The sequence below is a fragment of the Psychrobacter sp. van23A genome (assembly GCF_030845275.1).
Lineage (GTDB): Bacteria > Pseudomonadota > Gammaproteobacteria > Pseudomonadales > Moraxellaceae > Psychrobacter > Psychrobacter faecalis.
The window spans coordinates 2865254-2882830 of the sequence record NZ_CP132595.1 but is presented as its reverse complement, the minus strand read 5'-3'; the positions used below and the strand labels follow the sequence as shown (position 1 = coordinate 2882830).

General features: G+C 44.3%; 12 protein-coding genes, 2 tRNA genes and 3 rRNA genes. 11 read left to right on the top strand and 6 right to left on the bottom strand.

The genetic code is table 11. The features are described from left to right. Positions 1 to 113: 113 nt before the first annotated feature. The 3 genes from tyrS (at position 114) to RAH45_RS12240 (ending at position 2552) form a co-directional block, all read left to right on the top strand. The gene (gene tyrS / locus RAH45_RS12250) at positions 114 to 1325 is read left to right on the top strand and encodes a tyrosine--tRNA ligase (protein ID WP_068403761.1); all 1212 of its coding nucleotides are present in this window, start codon (positions 114 to 116) and stop codon (positions 1323 to 1325) included. Between the two features lie 136 nt (positions 1326 to 1461). Beyond that, positions 1462 to 1692, top strand: a complete 231-nt coding sequence (locus RAH45_RS12245; protein WP_068403663.1) for a DUF1653 domain-containing protein — start codon at positions 1462 to 1464, stop codon at positions 1690 to 1692. A gap of 203 nt (positions 1693 to 1895) precedes the next feature. Then, the gene (locus tag RAH45_RS12240) at positions 1896 to 2552 is read left to right on the top strand and encodes a hypothetical protein (protein ID WP_306495318.1); all 657 of its coding nucleotides are present in this window, start codon (positions 1896 to 1898) and stop codon (positions 2550 to 2552) included. Between the two features lie 24 nt (positions 2553 to 2576). Here RAH45_RS12240 and RAH45_RS12235 read toward each other — a convergent pair whose 3' ends face one another. Beyond that, the gene (locus RAH45_RS12235) at positions 2577 to 3329 is read right to left on the bottom strand and encodes an SDR family NAD(P)-dependent oxidoreductase (RefSeq protein ID WP_306495317.1); all 753 of its coding nucleotides are present in this window, start codon (positions 3327 to 3329) and stop codon (positions 2577 to 2579) included. 78 nt (positions 3330 to 3407) lie between these two features. Then, on the bottom strand, positions 3408 to 4055 hold the full coding sequence (upp, locus tag RAH45_RS12230; RefSeq protein ID WP_068403656.1) for a uracil phosphoribosyltransferase: 648 nt from the start codon (positions 4053 to 4055) through the stop codon (positions 3408 to 3410). Between the two features lie 402 nt (positions 4056 to 4457). Between upp and RAH45_RS12225 the strand changes: the two genes are divergently transcribed. The 6 genes from RAH45_RS12225 to rrf all read left to right on the top strand — a co-directional run bounded on the left by RAH45_RS12225 (position 4458) and on the right by rrf (position 11024). Then, on the top strand, positions 4458 to 5024 hold the full coding sequence (locus RAH45_RS12225; RefSeq protein WP_373429192.1) for a uracil-DNA glycosylase family protein: 567 nt from the start codon (positions 4458 to 4460) through the stop codon (positions 5022 to 5024). Positions 5025 to 5826: 802 nt separating this feature from the next. Beyond that, positions 5827 to 7365 (top strand): 16S ribosomal RNA (locus RAH45_RS12220). Positions 7366 to 7441: 76 nt separating this feature from the next. Beyond that, positions 7442 to 7518 (top strand) — tRNA-Ile (locus RAH45_RS12215). A 9-nt stretch (positions 7519 to 7527) separates the two neighbouring features. After that, a tRNA-Ala gene (locus tag RAH45_RS12210) sits at positions 7528 to 7603 on the top strand. A gap of 326 nt (positions 7604 to 7929) precedes the next feature. Further along, a 23S ribosomal RNA gene (locus RAH45_RS12205) occupies positions 7930 to 10791 on the top strand. Between the two features lie 118 nt (positions 10792 to 10909). Next, positions 10910 to 11024: ribosomal RNA gene (gene rrf / locus RAH45_RS12200) — 5S ribosomal RNA — on the top strand. The 16S, 23S and 5S rRNA genes sit together here with 2 tRNA genes alongside, the layout of an rRNA operon. Before the next feature lie 125 nt (positions 11025 to 11149). Here the strand turns inward: rrf and RAH45_RS12195 are convergent. Beyond that, entirely contained in the window at positions 11150 to 12244 is a 1095-nt protein-coding gene (locus tag RAH45_RS12195) for a catalase family protein (RefSeq protein ID WP_306495315.1), read from the bottom strand. A 365-nt stretch (positions 12245 to 12609) separates the two neighbouring features. Here RAH45_RS12195 and RAH45_RS12190 point away from each other — a divergent pair, with 365 nt between their 5' ends. Beyond that, positions 12610 to 13665 carry a 5'-nucleotidase gene (locus RAH45_RS12190; RefSeq protein ID WP_306495314.1) on the top strand — a complete coding sequence of 352 codons (1056 nt, stop codon included), beginning with the start codon at positions 12610 to 12612 and terminating at the stop codon, positions 13663 to 13665. A 41-nt stretch (positions 13666 to 13706) separates the two neighbouring features. Next, positions 13707 to 14312, top strand: a complete 606-nt coding sequence (locus tag RAH45_RS12185; protein WP_191692502.1) for a rhomboid family intramembrane serine protease — start codon at positions 13707 to 13709, stop codon at positions 14310 to 14312. Here RAH45_RS12185 and RAH45_RS12180 read toward each other — a convergent pair. The 3 genes from RAH45_RS12180 to RAH45_RS12170 form a co-directional block, all read right to left on the bottom strand. Further along, complete coding sequence (locus RAH45_RS12180; RefSeq protein WP_191692503.1) at positions 14309 to 14854, bottom strand: hypothetical protein; 546 nt, start codon at positions 14852 to 14854, stop codon at positions 14309 to 14311. The genes RAH45_RS12185 and RAH45_RS12180 overlap by 4 nt on opposite strands. Before the next feature lie 126 nt (positions 14855 to 14980). Beyond that, positions 14981 to 16849 carry a sodium:solute symporter family protein gene (locus RAH45_RS12175; protein ID WP_102076655.1) on the bottom strand — a complete coding sequence of 623 codons (1869 nt, stop codon included), beginning with the start codon at positions 16847 to 16849 and terminating at the stop codon, positions 14981 to 14983. A gap of 4 nt (positions 16850 to 16853) precedes the next feature. Beyond that, positions 16854 to 17114, bottom strand: a complete 261-nt coding sequence (locus tag RAH45_RS12170) for a DUF4212 domain-containing protein (protein ID WP_068406957.1) — start codon at positions 17112 to 17114, stop codon at positions 16854 to 16856. Positions 17115 to 17577 lie beyond the last annotated feature (463 nt).

Genomic DNA, 17577 nt, shown 5'->3' with positions numbered 1-17577 from the left:
TTACCTTAAAAAACGCTAGTATATCTCTCAAATTCTAACATCTTTTACGGGCTACGAAATTCTAATTGGCCCAAACGCGTTACCCTTTAAATAAAGACAATAAAGAGAGCATCATGACCACCCAAACTTACACCCTAGAAGAACAACTTGCCCTGATTCAGCGCGGTACGCAAGAAATCCTATCGGAAGACGATTTGGTTAAAAAGTTAAAACTGAATCGCCCGCTGCGTATCAAGGCAGGCTTTGATCCCACCGCGCCTGACTTACATTTAGGTCATACCGTGCTGATTAATAAGCTGAAGCATTTTCAAGACTTGGGTCATGAGATTTATTTCCTAATCGGTGATTATACCGCCAAGATTGGTGATCCATCTGGCAAAAACAGCACACGCCCGCCGTTGACCGATGAGCAAATCAAAGTCAACGCGCAGACTTATGCGGAACAAGTCTTTAAGATTTTGGATAAAGAAAAAACCAAGATTGTCTTTAACTCTGAATGGTTTAAAGACATGTCAGCGGGCGATATGATTCAGCTTTCTAGCCAGTTGACCGTTTCACGCATGCTTGAGCGTGATGATTTCTCTAAACGCTATGCGGCGCAAACGCCAATTGCTATCCATGAGTTTTTATACCCATTGGTGCAAGGCTATGACTCTATCGCGCTAAAAGCCGACGTCGAGCTTGGCGGTACGGACCAAACCTTTAATATCTTAATGGGACGTACTTTGCAAGGTCGTTATGGGCAAGAGCCACAAGTTTGTATCACCGTGCCAATCTTAGAAGGGCTGGACGGCGTTAATAAAATGTCTAAGTCACTCGGCAACTACGTCGGTATTTACGATGCGCCGGGCACCATGTACCAAAAACTGCTGTCGATGCCAGATACCTTAATTCGTCGCTACTTTGAATTTTTAAGCTTTAAGCCGATGGAAGAAGTCGAAGCGTTAATGGCAGAGATGGAAAACGGTCGCAACCCACAAGAAATCAAACGTATTCTTGCTGAAGAATTGATTGAACGCTTCCATGATGCGGATGCTGCTGCTAATGCGCATAAATCAGCAGGTAACGTATTGGCTGATGGCGAATTGCCAGTCGATTTACCAGAAGTGACGTTAGAGTTAGAAGGGCAGGACGCATTATTTATCACGCAAATCCTAAACCAAGCAGAGCTTGCCAAAAATAGCTCATCGGCTAAAGATATGATTAAACGCGGCGCGGTAAAAGTAGATGGCGAAGTGGTCGATGCAGGCTTTAGTTTAACGTCTGGTCAGACAGTCGTTATCCAAGCAGGTAAAAAGGCTTATGCAAAAGTGACAGTTGCTTAAATTGACTAGTTTCAATAATTCAGGTAATCATTAAAGATAAGGTCGACATTGATTGTTGACCTTATTTATTTTGCGTTATGAATTTACTGCGACAGTATTTAGCTCGTGTACTTAAGATATAAATGAGGATTTAATCATGACAGAAAAAACGGTTTGCCAAGGCATTTACCGCCATTATAAAGGCAGTCTTTACCAAGTTTTGCATACCGCGCAGCATTCAGAAACCGAAGAAGCGCTAGTCGTTTACCGCTGCCTATACGGTGAGTATGGCGTGTGGGTACGACCATTAGCGATGTTTACTGAAACGGTTGAAGTTGATGGTAAAGAAATACCGAGATTTGAGCTGATTAAAGCCTTAGCTGATTAAGGCTTTAAAAATACTTAAAACTCATTGCTCAAATAAAAAGCGTCTTTTAAGGTCGCTTTTTTTATATGAGTAAGGCGATCAAATGAATCCAAGCACACAATCTGTGCTGCTATTCGATAGCAAATGACTGTAATAGGAAACGTATATAATAGATACTATATGTACTAAATAATAGTTTCACTGTTTAATAAGGATGTTAGCCGATGGGCAAGTTAACTTTAGCATTGCTTGATAGCAGCTTATATCCACAAAGCTGGCAGCAGCAAATATTTACCAATCCGCGCGCGCTATTGCTAGCCATGCTCATGACAGAAAATATGCCAGATGCCGAAGCATTTACAAAGCAATTATTAGCCAATGGTGTTTATCAAGATTGGATAAATAGCAGCGTCTTTGGTCGCTATCTACATCGTAATTTTACGGCCTTTTATCGACAAACAGAAGACAGCTTTAATACCGATATGCCAGCGTTATTTCGCCGCGAGCTTATGCGCCACGCCCAGTGTTTACCAATAGAGCAAGTATTATTATTTGCAGGAGATTTAGCAAAAAGCGTGCGTCAGACAAGGGTGTTAATCACAACGCTCAATCCTGCCACCGCGATTATTGATGCTCAAAAGGTAAGTGCAAAATCTACTATGAATAATCCGACCATGATTATCAATCAGATAGTAATTAAAGGTAAGCAAGTTTTAGGATTTCCGATACGCCACAATAAACGTACCAGCGAGCGCATGCGTAATGAGGTATTGATTTTGGATTTTCAGGAATTGCGCTTGGTCAATGAAGAGAGTGTTATGGCCGAAAAAAAAAGCAACATAGAGGCGACTATATTGCTTCGGTCTTATGAATTACGTTAATAAGTCAAACGGTAGTTTAAACGTTTATGAATCTTGCTTAGCAATCGTTAGACCATTATAGGTTTGCGCAACCGGCATCACTTCTAAACGATTGACGTTAATATGGGCAGGCGACTCAATCAGCCATAATAAAATATCGCCAATATCATCACCGGTCATGGTTTTAAAGCCGTCGTAGACTTGAGCGGCTTTCTTGTCATCGCCATGATAGCGCACGTTTGAAAATTCAGTGCCCGCGACATTACCTGGTTCAAGGTTGGTCACCCGTACTTGCGTACCGATGAGATCCGCGCGCAGATTTAAGCTAAACTGTTTGACAAAGGCTTTGGTCGCGCCATAGACGTTACCACCAAAGTAAGGCCAACTGCCGGCGATAGAGCCGACATTAATGATATAACCGCTATCGCGTGCGACCATGGCTGGCAAGACAGCATGAGTCAACGCCATCAAACCTTTAACATTGGTATCAATCATACGCATCCAGTCATCGATATCAGCTTTTTGTGCAGGCTCGGTGCCAAGTGCCAGTCCAGCGTTATTCACCAAGACATCGATTTGACTAAAGTCAGCCGGCAAGTCAGCAATGATTAGCGCGATAGACGCGGTGTCACTGACATCCATGACCACAGGTAAAAATGCCTCGCCCAACGTATCTGCCAACGCGTTTAGCTTATCTAAGCGTCTGGCACAACCAATCACGCGATGACCATTGGCAACCAAACGCTCAGCTAATGCTTTACCGAAACCCGCGCTTGCGCCTGTAATCAATACGTTCATCTTATATCCTTATCATTGATGTTCTGTATGTGTGTCATGGTTTATAACGCCAGCTTGTCTTGGTTTAAAGGCGTTGTCTTACTTGTTAAATAACTGCTTACCAAAGATTTTATCGCCCGCATCACCTAAACCGGGAATGATATAACCATGCTCATCTAAATGGCTGTCGAGTGCGGCAGTATAAATGGTCACATCAGGATGGGCTTCATTCACCAAACGCACGCCTTCAGGCGCGGCAACCAAGACCAATGCCTTGATATTGGTACAGCCATTTTTCTTGAGCATCTCGATGGTTGCAACCATTGAGCCGCCAGTCGCTAACATTGGGTCAATGATAAGGGCTGGGCGTTTGTCCATGTGGCTGACAAATTTTTCAAAAAACGGCACAGGCTGCAAGGTTTCTTCGTCGCGCTGTAAACCGACGACAGAGATTTTCGCCGTTGGGATTAAATCGAGCACGCCGTCGAGCATACCGATACCAGCCCGCAAAATAGGAACGATAGTCACAGTTTTGCCCGAAATTTGCTCACCAGTGATTTCACCACACCAGCCTTGCATCGGGAAGCTTTCGATTTCAAAGTCACGGCTCGCTTCATACGCCATCAAGCGCGCAAGCTCTTTGGTTAGGGTGCGAAATTTATAAGTACTACAGTCTTTTTCACGCATAAGGCTGAGTTTATGACGGACTAACGGGTGATCAATAACGGTGATTTTTAAGTCATTCATAAGGTCTCTCTTGATTTTTCGCTGATGCTTGCGCAGTTACTGCGGTTGCTATTAGTAATAAAGATACAAACACTTACTGCACTTCAACCCTATACCTAGACCATCAATAGTAAGCTTAATGCTTTAATAAAAAAGTAAGCCAAAGGCATTTATAACAAGGTTAGTTTTATTTAAGCAAACTATGTTCGACTATAATAACGCCCTAACAAATGAAGTAGTGTTCAGGCTTGCTATGATAACAAAAAAACCGCTTTTCTGATGAAGAATCTTATGACTACACAACCATCCCATACCCATGATAATACTGATAAATTGGCTACCAACTCGTTATTGTTCGACACTCGCGCCGCAGAAGTAGAAACCCATCCGTTCGGTCCAGTGTTACCGCCGAATGCTACCGTGATGATGATGGGTACTTTTCCACCGACTGCTGATAAATGGGCAATGCGCTTTCACTACCCGAACTTTTATAATGATATGTGGCGTATCTATGGCAGTGTTTTTTTTAATGACGTTGATTATTTCAGAGTAGGCGATGAAAAGCGTTTTGACCCTGAGCGTATTCGTGCCTTTATGTTCGAGCGCGGCATTGCCTCTTGTCCTACCGTCACTCAAGCTATCCGCGAGACTGGTAATGCTTCTGATAAAAACCTCACCGTTGTCACCCCCGTTGATTTAGATATTATCTTGCCACAAGTACCAAAGGTTGAAACCTTATTTACCACGGGCGGCAAAGCCACTGAAGTGCTACTCAATTTATTAGCTGAGCCACCTGCCAAATCAAAATACCCTAAGACCAATCAAAGTATGGATTACCCTTATGAATGGCAAAATGATAATAATAAGAAAGTTAATGTAAATAATCTTACCTTATATAGGTTACCTTCAACGTCGCGCGCCTACCCTTTAGCGTTAGATAAAAAAGTCGCTGCTTATAAGGATTTCTTTAAAAAGATAGGTAAACTATAGAAGTGTCATATCCTATATAGAAGATAATTATTAGATAGCCGTTATATAGGAGAGGTAAGCAATTTTAAGCAAAAAAGGTAGTCTATAATGAAGGTGAAATTGTTTTTAACCCTAACTAACTGATAAATAAACAGTATTAATGACAAGGTCAGATAATCGCTAAAATAGCGGATAAACCCCCTTGACCCCCTACTAAAAGCGCGTATAATGCCACCCAGTCGAAAGGGAAGGCGGATTGGATAAGTGGTTTACCACTTATTATTAGTAGCGAAGCTATTAACTAATCATCCAACCTACTAAATTACTTTTAAAATAAAATAATTTACTTCTTGACTAATTAAAATAAGCGTCTATAATACGCACCTCATTAGGGAGAACCGGAATAACTTATATGTGAATTACATATAACAAACCTGGCTAACCCATTGAAACAAATTATAAAAAAGCTTGACAAACCAAATCATTATGATATGATAGTCGGCTCGCTAGATAGGATAAGTTCTTAACTTAGACTGACTAGCAAAGAGAAATACCCTATATAATCAACTACTGGACGACAGTAGCTTGACACTATTTAAAAGCATAACTAAAGAACAACTTGTGTGGATTTTTGCTGATTCAGAATGCTAAAAAATAAAGTTGGTTTTACTCTCTTTTCGGGAGTCGTTCTAACTATAAAAATTATCATTTAAGACAGCAAGAAAACTCAAAGTTAATTCATTATATGAAACATACGAGAGCGTAATTGCCAGATTAAATGAGCCAAGTTTCGAAGTCTCTTTAAAGGACTTCATGCAAGATTAAACTGAAGAGTTTGATCATGGCTCAGATTGAACGCTGGCGGCAGGCTTAACACATGCAAGTCGAGCGGTAACAGGAGAAGCTTGCTTCTCGCTGACGAGCGGCGGACGGGTGAGTAATACTTAGGAATCTACCTAGTAGTGGGGGATAGCTCGGGGAAACTCGAATTAATACCGCATACGACCTACGGGAGAAAGGGGGCAACTTGTTGCTCTCGCTATTAGATGAGCCTAAGTCGGATTAGCTAGATGGTGGGGTAAAGGCCTACCATGGCGACGATCTGTAGCTGGTCTGAGAGGATGATCAGCCACACCGGGACTGAGACACGGCCCGGACTCCTACGGGAGGCAGCAGTGGGGAATATTGGACAATGGGGGCAACCCTGATCCAGCCATGCCGCGTGTGTGAAGAAGGCCTTTTGGTTGTAAAGCACTTTAAGCAGTGAAGAAGACTCTATGGTTAATACCCATAGACGATGACATTAGCTGCAGAATAAGCACCGGCTAACTCTGTGCCAGCAGCCGCGGTAATACAGAGGGTGCAAGCGTTAATCGGAATTACTGGGCGTAAAGCGAGCGTAGGTGGCTTGATAAGTCAGATGTGAAAGCCCCGGGCTTAACCTGGGAACGGCATCTGATACTGTTAGGCTAGAGTAGGTGAGAGGAAGGTAGAATTCCAGGTGTAGCGGTGAAATGCGTAGAGATCTGGAGGAATACCGATGGCGAAGGCAGCCTTCTGGCATCATACTGACACTGAGGTTCGAAAGCGTGGGTAGCAAACAGGATTAGATACCCTGGTAGTCCACGCCGTAAACGATGTCTACTAGTCGTTGGGTCCCTTGAGGACTTAGTGACGCAGCTAACGCAATAAGTAGACCGCCTGGGGAGTACGGCCGCAAGGTTAAAACTCAAATGAATTGACGGGGGCCCGCACAAGCGGTGGAGCATGTGGTTTAATTCGATGCAACGCGAAGAACCTTACCTGGTCTTGACATATCTAGAATCCTGCAGAGATGCGGGAGTGCCTTCGGGAATTAGAATACAGGTGCTGCATGGCTGTCGTCAGCTCGTGTCGTGAGATGTTGGGTTAAGTCCCGCAACGAGCGCAACCCTTGTCCTTAGTTACCAGCGGTTTGGCCGGGAACTCTAAGGATACTGCCAGTGACAAACTGGAGGAAGGCGGGGACGACGTCAAGTCATCATGGCCCTTACGACCAGGGCTACACACGTGCTACAATGGTAGGTACAGAGGGCAGCTACACAGCGATGTGATGCGAATCTCAAAAAGCCTATCGTAGTCCAGATTGGAGTCTGCAACTCGACTCCATGAAGTAGGAATCGCTAGTAATCGCGGATCAGAATGCCGCGGTGAATACGTTCCCGGGCCTTGTACACACCGCCCGTCACACCATGGGAGTTGATTGCACCAGAAGTGGGTAGCCTAACCTTTTAGGATGGCGCTCACCACGGTGTGGTTGATGACTGGGGTGAAGTCGTAACAAGGTAGCCGTAGGGGAACCTGCGGCTGGATCACCTCCTTATAGACAGCATTCGGTCAGCAAGAATTCACAACAAGTTGTTCTTTAGTTTAAGCTTACGTTTATACAAGCGTAATTTGGGTCTGTAGCTCAGCTGGTTAGAGCACCGTGTTGATAACGCGGGGGTCAGTGGTTCAAGTCCACTTAGACCCACCATTTATATATGGGGCCATAGCTCAGTTGGTAGAGCGCCTGCCTTGCACGCAGGAGGTCAACGGTTCGACTCCGTTTGGCTCCACCACTATAAACGCCAAGTAAGCTTTCAGTGCACAGCATAAACAGAATTAAGTGATCATCATTGATTATTTACTTCTGTTTTATACAGAACTTACTACTCGACGAGAGAGTAAGAACTATTTAAAAACATAGATATGAGTCTGGGTTAGAGTGGCGTGTTCACGCGACACTCTAACCTTAAGAAATCCTCTTTTAACGACATTGTTTGTTATCCCAAAGAGGGTTTCTTAAAAAGTAAAGAGAACTGAATCAAGCGTAAACATAGGTGATATCGTTATCATAATTAGATTGTATGACACTTTGAAGTCGAAAGACTACTTGGGGTTGTATGGTCAAGTAATGAAGCGCACATGGTGGATGCCTTGGCAGTCAGAGGCGATGAAAGACGTGACAGCCTGCGATAAGCTTCGGGGAGGCGGCAATATCCTGTGATCCGGAGATTTCTGAATGGGGAAACCCAGCTAGCATAAGCTAGCTATCTTATATTTATATAAGAGGCGAACGAGGGGAAGTGAAACATCTCAGTACCCTTAGGAATAGACATCAATTGAGATTCCCCTAGTAGCGGCGAGCGAACGGGGAGAAGCCGATTAATGCTAATGTAGAAGAACAGCGTGGGAAAGCTGACCGTAGTAGGTGATAGTCCTGTATTCGAAACATTAGCGTTAACATATTAAGTAGAGCGGGGCACGAGAAATCCTGTTTGAAGATGGGGGGACCATCCTCCAAGGCTAAATACTCCTGACTGACCGATAGTGAACCAGTACCGTGAGGGAAAGGCGAAAAGAACCCCTGTGAGGGGAGTGAAATAGAACCTGAAACCGTGTGCGTACAAGCAGTGGGAGCCTTAATTTATTAGGGTGACCGCGTACCTTTTGTATAATGGGTCAGCGACTTATATTCTGTAGCAAGGTTAACCGTTTAGGGGAGCCGTAGGGAAACCGAGTCTTAATAGGGCGATTAGTTGCAGGGTATAGACCCGAAACCGAGTGATCTATCCATGAGCAGGTTGAAAGTGCCGTAACAGGCACCGGAGGACCGAACCCACTGTCGTTGAAAAGCCAGGGGATGACTTGTGGATAGGGGTGAAAGGCTAATCAAACTCGGTGATAGCTGGTTCTCCCCGAAAGCTATTTAGGTAGCGCCTCGGACGAACACCATTGGGGGTAGAGCACTGTTTCGGCTAGGGGGTCATACCGACTTACCAAACCGATGCAAACTCCGAATACCGATGAGTGATATCCGGGAGACACACAGTGGGTGCTAACGTCCATTGTGGAGAGGGAAACAACCCAGACCGCCAGCTAAGGCCCCAAATTCCTAGTTAAGTGGGAAACGAGGTGGGAAGGCATAGACAGCTAGGAGGTTGGCTTAGAAGCAGCCATCCTTTAAAGAAAGCGTAATAGCTCACTAGTCGAGTCGGCCCGCGCGGAAGATGTAACGGGGCTCAAACTAGGAGCCGAAGCTGCGGATTTGAATTTGTTTTCAAGTGGTAGGGGAGCGTTGTGTAAGCCTGTGAAGGTGTGTTGTAAAGCATGCTGGAGGTATCACAAGAGCGAATGCTGACGTGAGTAACGATAATGCGAGTGAAAAGCTCGCACGCCGGAAGATCAAGGGTTCCAGTCCAACGTTAATCGGGGCTGGGTGAGTCGACCCCTAAGGCGAGGCCGAAAGGCGTAGTCGATGGGAAATCGGTTAATATTCCGATACTTGTTTATAATGCGATGGAGGGACGGAGTAGGTTATGTCAGCCTGGCGTTGGTTGTCCAGGTGAAAGGATGTAGGCTTACAGTTTAGGCAAATCCGGACTGTAATACGGCTGAGATCTGATAGCAAGCGGTACTTGTACCGTGAAGTGGCAAATACCATGCTTCCAGGAAAAGCTTCTAAGCAATAGTTATAAACGAATCGTACCCTAAACCGACACAGGTGATCAGGTAGAGAATACCAAGGCGCTTGAGAGAACTCTGCTGAAGGAACTAGGCAAAATGGTACCGTAACTTCGGGAGAAGGTACGCTGCCGATGGTGATAGGACTTGCTCCTTGAGCTGTTGGCAGTCGCAGATACCAGGCTGCTGCAACTGTTTATTAAAAACACAGCACTCTGCAAACACGAAAGTGGACGTATAGGGTGTGATGTCTGCCCGGTGCTGGAAGGTTAATTGATGGGGTTAGCGTATGCGAAGCTCTTGATCGAAGCCCCAGTAAACGGCGGCCGTAACTATAACGGTCCTAAGGTAGCGAAATTCCTTGTCGGGTAAGTTCCGACCTGCACGAATGACATAATGATGGCAGCGCTGTCTCCAGCAGAGACTCAGTGAAATCGAAATCGCAGTGAAGATGCTGTGTACCCGCGGCTAGACGGAAAGACCCCGTGAACCTTTACTACAGCTTTACATTGAACTTTGACCTGACTTGTGCAGGATAGGTGGGAGGCTTTGAAGCCGAGACGCTAGTCTTGGTGGAGCCATCCTTGAAATACCACCCTGGTCATGTCGGGGTTCTAACTCAGGTATAACAATACCGAGGACAATGTATGGTGGGTAGTTTGACTGGGGCGGTCTCCTCCTAAAGAGTAACGGAGGAGTACGAAGGTGCGCTCAGAACGGTCGGAAATCGTTCATAGAGTATAAAGGCAAAAGCGCGCTTAACTGCGAGACCCACAAGTCGAGCAGGTACGAAAGTAGGTCTTAGTGATCCGGTGGTTCTGTATGGAAGGGCCATCGCTCAACGGATAAAAGGTACTCTGGGGATAACAGGCTGATACCGCCCAAGAGTTCATATCGACGGCGGTGTTTGGCACCTCGATGTCGGCTCATCTCATCCTAGGGCTGAAGCAGGTCCTAAGGGTATGGCTGTTCGCCATTTAAAGAGGTACGCGAGCTGGGTTTAGAACGTCGTGAGACAGTTCGGTCCCTATCTACCGTGGGCGTTGGAAATTTGAGAGGATCTGCTCCTAGTACGAGAGGACCAGAGTGGACGAACCACTGGTGTTCGGGTTGTCATGCCAATGGCATTGCCCGGTAGCTACGTTCGGATGGGATAACCGCTGAAAGCATCTAAGCGGGAAGCCCACCTCAAGATTAGATTTCCCTAAAGAGCCGTTCAAGACTAGGACGTTGATAGGCAGGGTGTGGAAGCACAGCGATGTGTGTAGCTAACCTGTACTAATTGCTCGTTTGGCTTGACCATACAACACCCAAGTGGTTTGTATCAAGTCTAATTATTTCGATATCACCTTAATCCTTGATTCAGTTGGATTAAGATGACACTAGTCATTAAAACACACAGACTCATATCTAACCCCTTTGCTGACGACAATAGCATGATGGTACCACCTGATCCCTTCCCGAACTCAGAAGTGAAACATCATCGCGCCAATGGTAGTGTGGCCCCGGCCATGTGAGAGTAGGTCATCGTCAGCTCTCTATTCCGATTACCCCCTTACGTGAATGCGTAAGGGGGTTTTCTTTGTTTGGGTTTTTTAAAAAACCATCAATTGTAATAATGATGGCTCTGTCTGCTAACTTTAGACTATCATCATGAGTAATTACTCGGTCGCTGATTTGCTAAAAACCTCTTTTAAGCTAGTCGGTACTTTACGCTTAGCGTTATTATACTCATGACGAGCCTTAGAAGAGGCCTGGTAAGCACGTAGTCGAGAATGTTGTATGACGCCAATAGGGCGATTGGCTTCGAGGCAGCGAAAAGTGGTAAAGCTCAAATCTTCTATTGCTTTAAGATTGCCGTCATCAGGCACGTCTTGGCAAGGTATCGTCAAGGTTGCGACGGTGACGAATGGGGCATCAGACTCTTTCCATTCTTTGGTTAGCTGTTCAATAGGTTGTCTTTTGATATTAAGACAAAGTTGGACTTGTACTTCAAATTGATAGTCGTGTTCCTTAATCTCCTCAATGATAGCTGGCCGAATCGCTTCGTGTTCGGTAAACAAGTGAATGTTGGTACGTTTAATTTTATCCATTGACGCTTTGGTAGGGGTAACTCTGATTTTTGCCATATAGTCTCCATGACGAAACGCGCCTTGGGAGAAATAATCGTATAACCAAGCATTTTTGGGTGGAATGGTTGCTAGCTTTCTAAAGGCGTTCAGTGAGCGCAGACCTTCCATATCAGGGAATTCTTTACCGTATTTAGTCAACCAATGAAACACGAACTTGCCTTTACCCCGTAAACCATCTCCCAAATAACCATTCAAGCCAAAGTTTAATTTCGAAAGATAGGCGTAGTTTTTCAGGCTATTGGTGAAAAATATAGGACCGTTGACTAGTGCATAATCAAAAGTAGTGCTATCTTCCTTCCCTGGTGCCAGTTTTTTACCAGGCACGTCAAATATCTTAATAGCCAATCCTTGTCCTAATCCCAGTCTTCTATCGGCGCTAATCGCGGCGGCGGCATTAGAAAAGCGAATGACAGCATCATGAATGCCGGGCTTTGCATAAAGGCCTTGCGCGTATTCCTTAGGAATATCATCCAATATTTCAAACTTAGCTTTTAGACCACAATAACTTTTTGCATGAACAGCGCGTACATGGTGGTCAATGTCATTTAGTGCTTTGCTTTTTTTGACATAGAAACGAATATCGTTGGTAATCGTCTCTATGATTTCATGATCTTCATCGCTCAAGGTAATATCTTCTGGGACATATTTGATATATCTGGGTTTAAACAGTTTTTTAGCATAATCAGCTACCTAAAAGTTATAAATTAGAATTTAATACCTTAATAATGTTACAAAAGTCTAGAAACAGTAGTTTAGGATAAGTAGTGACAATGTGTAACTATAGAGTGAGTAATATATGTTGAAAGGCAATTTGTATATTAAGACAATGAAGCTTATGCGGGGGTAATTACCATAAGTGGCTCAATCGGAGTTTTTTATGGCCAAAGACAAAATACTATAATCAAAAGCCTACTTACGGGTTTGGCTTAAATTGTTAGACTGCTTTATAAGAGCGACATTTATTGTATATAAAAAATGAGTAGGAAAATATGGCTGTAGATTTTACCAATACCTTAATTGTTGCGATATCAGCGACGGCTTTATTTGATTTATCAGAATCTGAAAATCATCTGGTAGCGTTATTGCAACAGCAACCTCACGAAGCGATTAAAGAGTTCCGCGACTATATGGCTGAACGTGAAAACGATCCGCTCAGCATCGGTGCTGGCTATCCGCTTATCAAAGCGTTGCTAAATTTAAATAACTATTGCAATGATTGTGAAGGGCAGAGTTCAGGTATTGATACACCGCTGGTTGAAGTGGTGATTGTCTCAAAAAGTAGTCCGGATACGGGTATTCAAGTGCTCAATGCGATTCGTGAACATGGTTTAACCATTTCTCGCTCGGCGTTTATATCCGGAAGCCCTATAGCGCCTTATATTAAAGATTTTAATGTGGATTTGTTTTTGACCACCAATCGTGATGACGCTCAGCAAGTTGCCGATGCCAATATTTGTGCCTGTGCGATATTAGATGCCACACCAGTAAATACTTATGAGCTCGATACTAAGCAGCTGCGTATCGCATTTGATGGTGATGCGGTATTGTTTGATGACTCAGGTGAGCTGCTTTATAAACAAAAAGGGTTGCGGGCTTTTCATGAGCGTGAAGCCGAAATGCGGGATTTGCCGATAGAAAAAGGACCTTATGCAGAGCTGTTGATTAAGCTGTCAAAAATGCAAGAGCGATTGCCTGCAAGCTTGCATACGTCTCCCATGAAGATAGCGTTAGTCACTGCCCGTAATGCCCCTGCGGACTTACGGGCGATTAAAACGCTACGTGATTGGGGTGTTGATCTCGATATGGCATTTTTTTTGGGCGGACTTGAAAAGACGGCAGTATTAAAAACCTTTGCGCCACATATCTTCTTTGATGATTCGGTCAAACATATTGATGCGGCGCGTGATTTTATGCCAACGGCGTTGGTTCCTTATCATTCGACCTCTTTGCTGCATGCCAAGAGTGTATTAACGGCAGAAGAAGACGCCTCATCATTGTCATTTAAACCTGTAAAAAGCCCACGGTCTTCTGTGAGCGAGCAATAGGGTTTTAATAACATTCAAAGGTTTAAAAGATAAGGTTTGTTATGAAGTGGCAGCAATTATTTAGCTTAATAACACGCAGAATTAAGCAAGTTTTTGGCTTATATGCGTTTGTTCTTATACCGATGTGGGGCATGTTTTTTCTCAATGAAACGCTGCTTTTCGGGCTATGGAATATCTTTGGAATTGTGCCACGGGCGTTAGACTTAGGTAGTATGATTGGGGTGTTTGCGTCATGGACGATGCATGGCAACTTTTCTCACTTACTTGGCAATACGTTGACGTTATTACAAATTTTATTTTTGTTCGGACTATTTGAAAATAATGCTTATCGTACGGTAATTAAATTGATCGTGGCGTCAGGATTGGCGACTTGGATTATCGGTTCGCCATTGTCGATTCATATCGGCGCTTCGGGGCTATGTTTTGCGATGCTGGGTTATATGATAGGCGGAGCGTTATTTGCGCGGCGCTGGGGTTATCTGCTTGCTTGCATCGTCATGGGAACTGGTTACTGGTTGATCATCAAACAAGGTTTGATGCCGCAGCAAGGTATCTCATTGGCGGCGCATTTTGGCGGACTATGCGCCGGCTTATTATTAGGGGCAAACTCAAAGCATGCTTATGCCAGTATCAACACGCGTTATTAACTTTTATTGATACAAACGTTGATATATAACGGATCATTTTTTTCTAATGGCCGCCACTTAGTGGTTTGCTTCACATGCTCATCAATGCTCAGCTTACTATCCTTTTCTTGCAATACATAATCGGCGCGGGCAGGGGCAGCACAGTCAATAACTTGCGGTACTTGCTGCACACTTCGACGTCGCTCAAACAAATATAAATTCACCAAATAAACATCTGGATTATCAGCATTAGCGCGCGCGTGCCCACTGTCTGCGGCCATAAAACGAAAGGTTTGTGGTTTGATATATGACCAAGGACGAAACCATGTGCTCTGTTCAACTTTTTTCACCACATGCACGCCGTTAGGTAGTTGCGCAGTTTGCTGCTCGAACCAGCTATATTCTTGGCTGATTTGAAAGCCAAAGATGCCAATCGCACCAAACAATGGAATCAGCCATCTTGGGGCTTTTTTTCCTGCAAGTTTGCTGAGATGAGTTATGATTAGTGCTATCCCAGCCATACCAAATCCGGCAGCTATGGTGGCGATAAACTCAAAAAGCATAAGATTTTTCCTTAACGCCATCAGCGCATTTAAAACCAGTTCATAAAAAGATAAAAAAAACACTCACAAGCAGCTGCTGCCGGTGAGTGACTAGATTACAAATAATAGCACACAATATCGTCTAGATTAGTGATCGATTGCGCCGCCAGCTCCACGTGGAGAACGAACACTTTCAACCAATTCTTGGATATGTGCTGGTGGTGGCGCAGTCGCATAAGAAACGGCGAATGCCACGATAAAGTTCAGTAATGCACCAACCGCACCAAATGATAGTGGTGAGATACCGAACAACCAGTACTCTTCAGTATCAGGGAAGCTGGCTGTACCACTGATAAAGAACCAGCCTTTAAAGATAAAGATATAAACCAAGATACTAACCAAGCCCGTTAACATACCAGCAATAGCGCCAAGGTTGTTAATACGCTTAGAGAAAATACCCATCATCAGTGCAGGGAACAGTGAGGCACCTGCAATACCAAAGGCTAGTGCAACGACCTGTGCGGCAAATCCTGGCGGGTTAATACCAAGCCATGTCGCAACCACAATCGCAATCGCCATCGTGATACGGGCAACTTTTAGCTCGCCTGCATCGGTAATGTTTGGATTTAAGTTACGTTTAATCAAGTCATGACTGATTGCTGATGAGATAGCAAGTAGTAGACCCGCTGCCGTTGAAAGCGCTGCTGCCAAACCACCGGCGGCGATAAGACCAATAACCCAACCTGGTAGCTGTGCAATTTCCGGATTGGCCAATACTAAGATATCAGCGTTGACATCAAGCTCATTACCTTCCCAGCCTCTATCGACAAAGATACCATCACGCTCTAAAGCATGCTCAGCTTTTGCTTCTTCAACCGCCGCTGTCGTTGCCGCAACATCACCGCCGTCAGTAGTGGCAGCCGCTGCTGCGAGCTCAGCTGCACCAAGTCCGCTATCGCTATAGAACTGGATACGACCATCGTTATTTAAATCGTTATATTTAATAAGACCCGTGTCTTCCCACGTTCTCATCCAGTCTGGGCGTTGATCGTACTCGATAGCAGGCTCTTCAACACCTTGTGGATAAATGGTATCGATTAGGTTTAGACGCGCCATTGCACCTACCGCAGGGGCAGTGAAGTATAGTAGCGAGATGAAAACCAATGTCCAACCAGCCGTCCAGCGCGCATCCGCAACTTTAGGAACGGTGAAAAAGCGAATGATAACGTGCGGTAAGCCTGCGGTACCAATCATCAGTGATAAAGTGAATAGCACCATGTTTAGCTTGTTTGGCACGTCAGCAGTATAAGCGGTAAAGCCCAAGTCGACGACGATTTGATCAAGCTTAGCTAAGATAGGAATACCGGCTTCCACATGGTTTGAGAACAAACCAAGACCCGGAATCGGATTGCCTGTCAGCTCAAGTGAGATAAATACCGCAGGAATGGTATAAGCAATCATAAGAACAATATACTGCGCAACCTGCGTGTAGGTAATCCCTTTCATACCACCAAGTACGGCGTAGAAGAATACGACGACCGCGGCAATAATTAGACCGGTGGTATTATCCACTTCTAAGAATCGTGAGAATGCTACCCCAGCGCCGGTCATCTGACCGATAACGTAAGTGGTTGAGGCAATAATCAAACAAACCACGGCAATCATCGCTGCGGTCTTAGAATAAAAACGGTCGCCAATAAAATCTGGAACCGTGAACTTACCAAATTTACGTAGGTAAGGCGCAAGCAGCATGGCCAGTAGAACGTAACCACCCGTCCAACCCATCAAATAAGTTGAGGCCGCATAGCCGCCAGTAGCAATAATACCTGCCATCGAGATAAATGACGCGGCACTCATCCAATCAGCAGCCGTTGCCATACCGTTTACTACAGGATGGACGCCGCCGCCAGCAACATAAAACTCACTGGTTGAACCTGCACGTGCCCACCATGCAATACCGAAGTATAAAGCGAAAGATAGACCTACAAAAATAATATTAATCGTAAATTGACTCATAGGGCTATTCCTCGTCTACACCATATTGTTTATCTAACTTATTCATACGCCACGCGTAGAAGAAAATTAAAATGATAAATACGCCAATGGAACCTTGCTGAGCGAACCAAAATCCTAGGTCAGTACCGCCTATTCGAATCCCTGTTAATAATGGACGAAATAAAATACCGAAACCGTATGAACAGAGGGCCCAAATAACGAGGCAACCTATAATGAGACGGATATTGGCACGCCAATAACCAGATGGATCGTTGTGGTTTTCCATAGGACAACTCCTTTTGTCTTGCCTAAAAACATAATATTTGATTTGAGCTTAATGAGTTATTCTTGTCTATCGCTTCAAGCGAAATTGTGTCTATAACAAAACCATCCTATAGACGATTCATACAAAATGACTCAACAGCTTAGCTGAAAAAATGCGCACAAATGAAAAATAATAAAAACCAAATACTAAAACGTGAACCAGTCATAAAGCGATTTAGTAGTCATTTATTTAACATTAAGCTGACTTAATCAAATAAACGACATCATAAATGCTAGGGTTTTTAAGAGTGTCTTGCAGAAAAAAAGGGGATTTATCGAGGAAAAACGATGAAGGTCAACAATCCGCTGTCTTTTTACGATCCCGTCTTCCTGACAAGAGTCTTAAAGTTGTTAATACGTTAGTCATTCATGCCAATAAATCAATATCAACCGAATGCTAATATCTATAAAATCTACTCTATCGT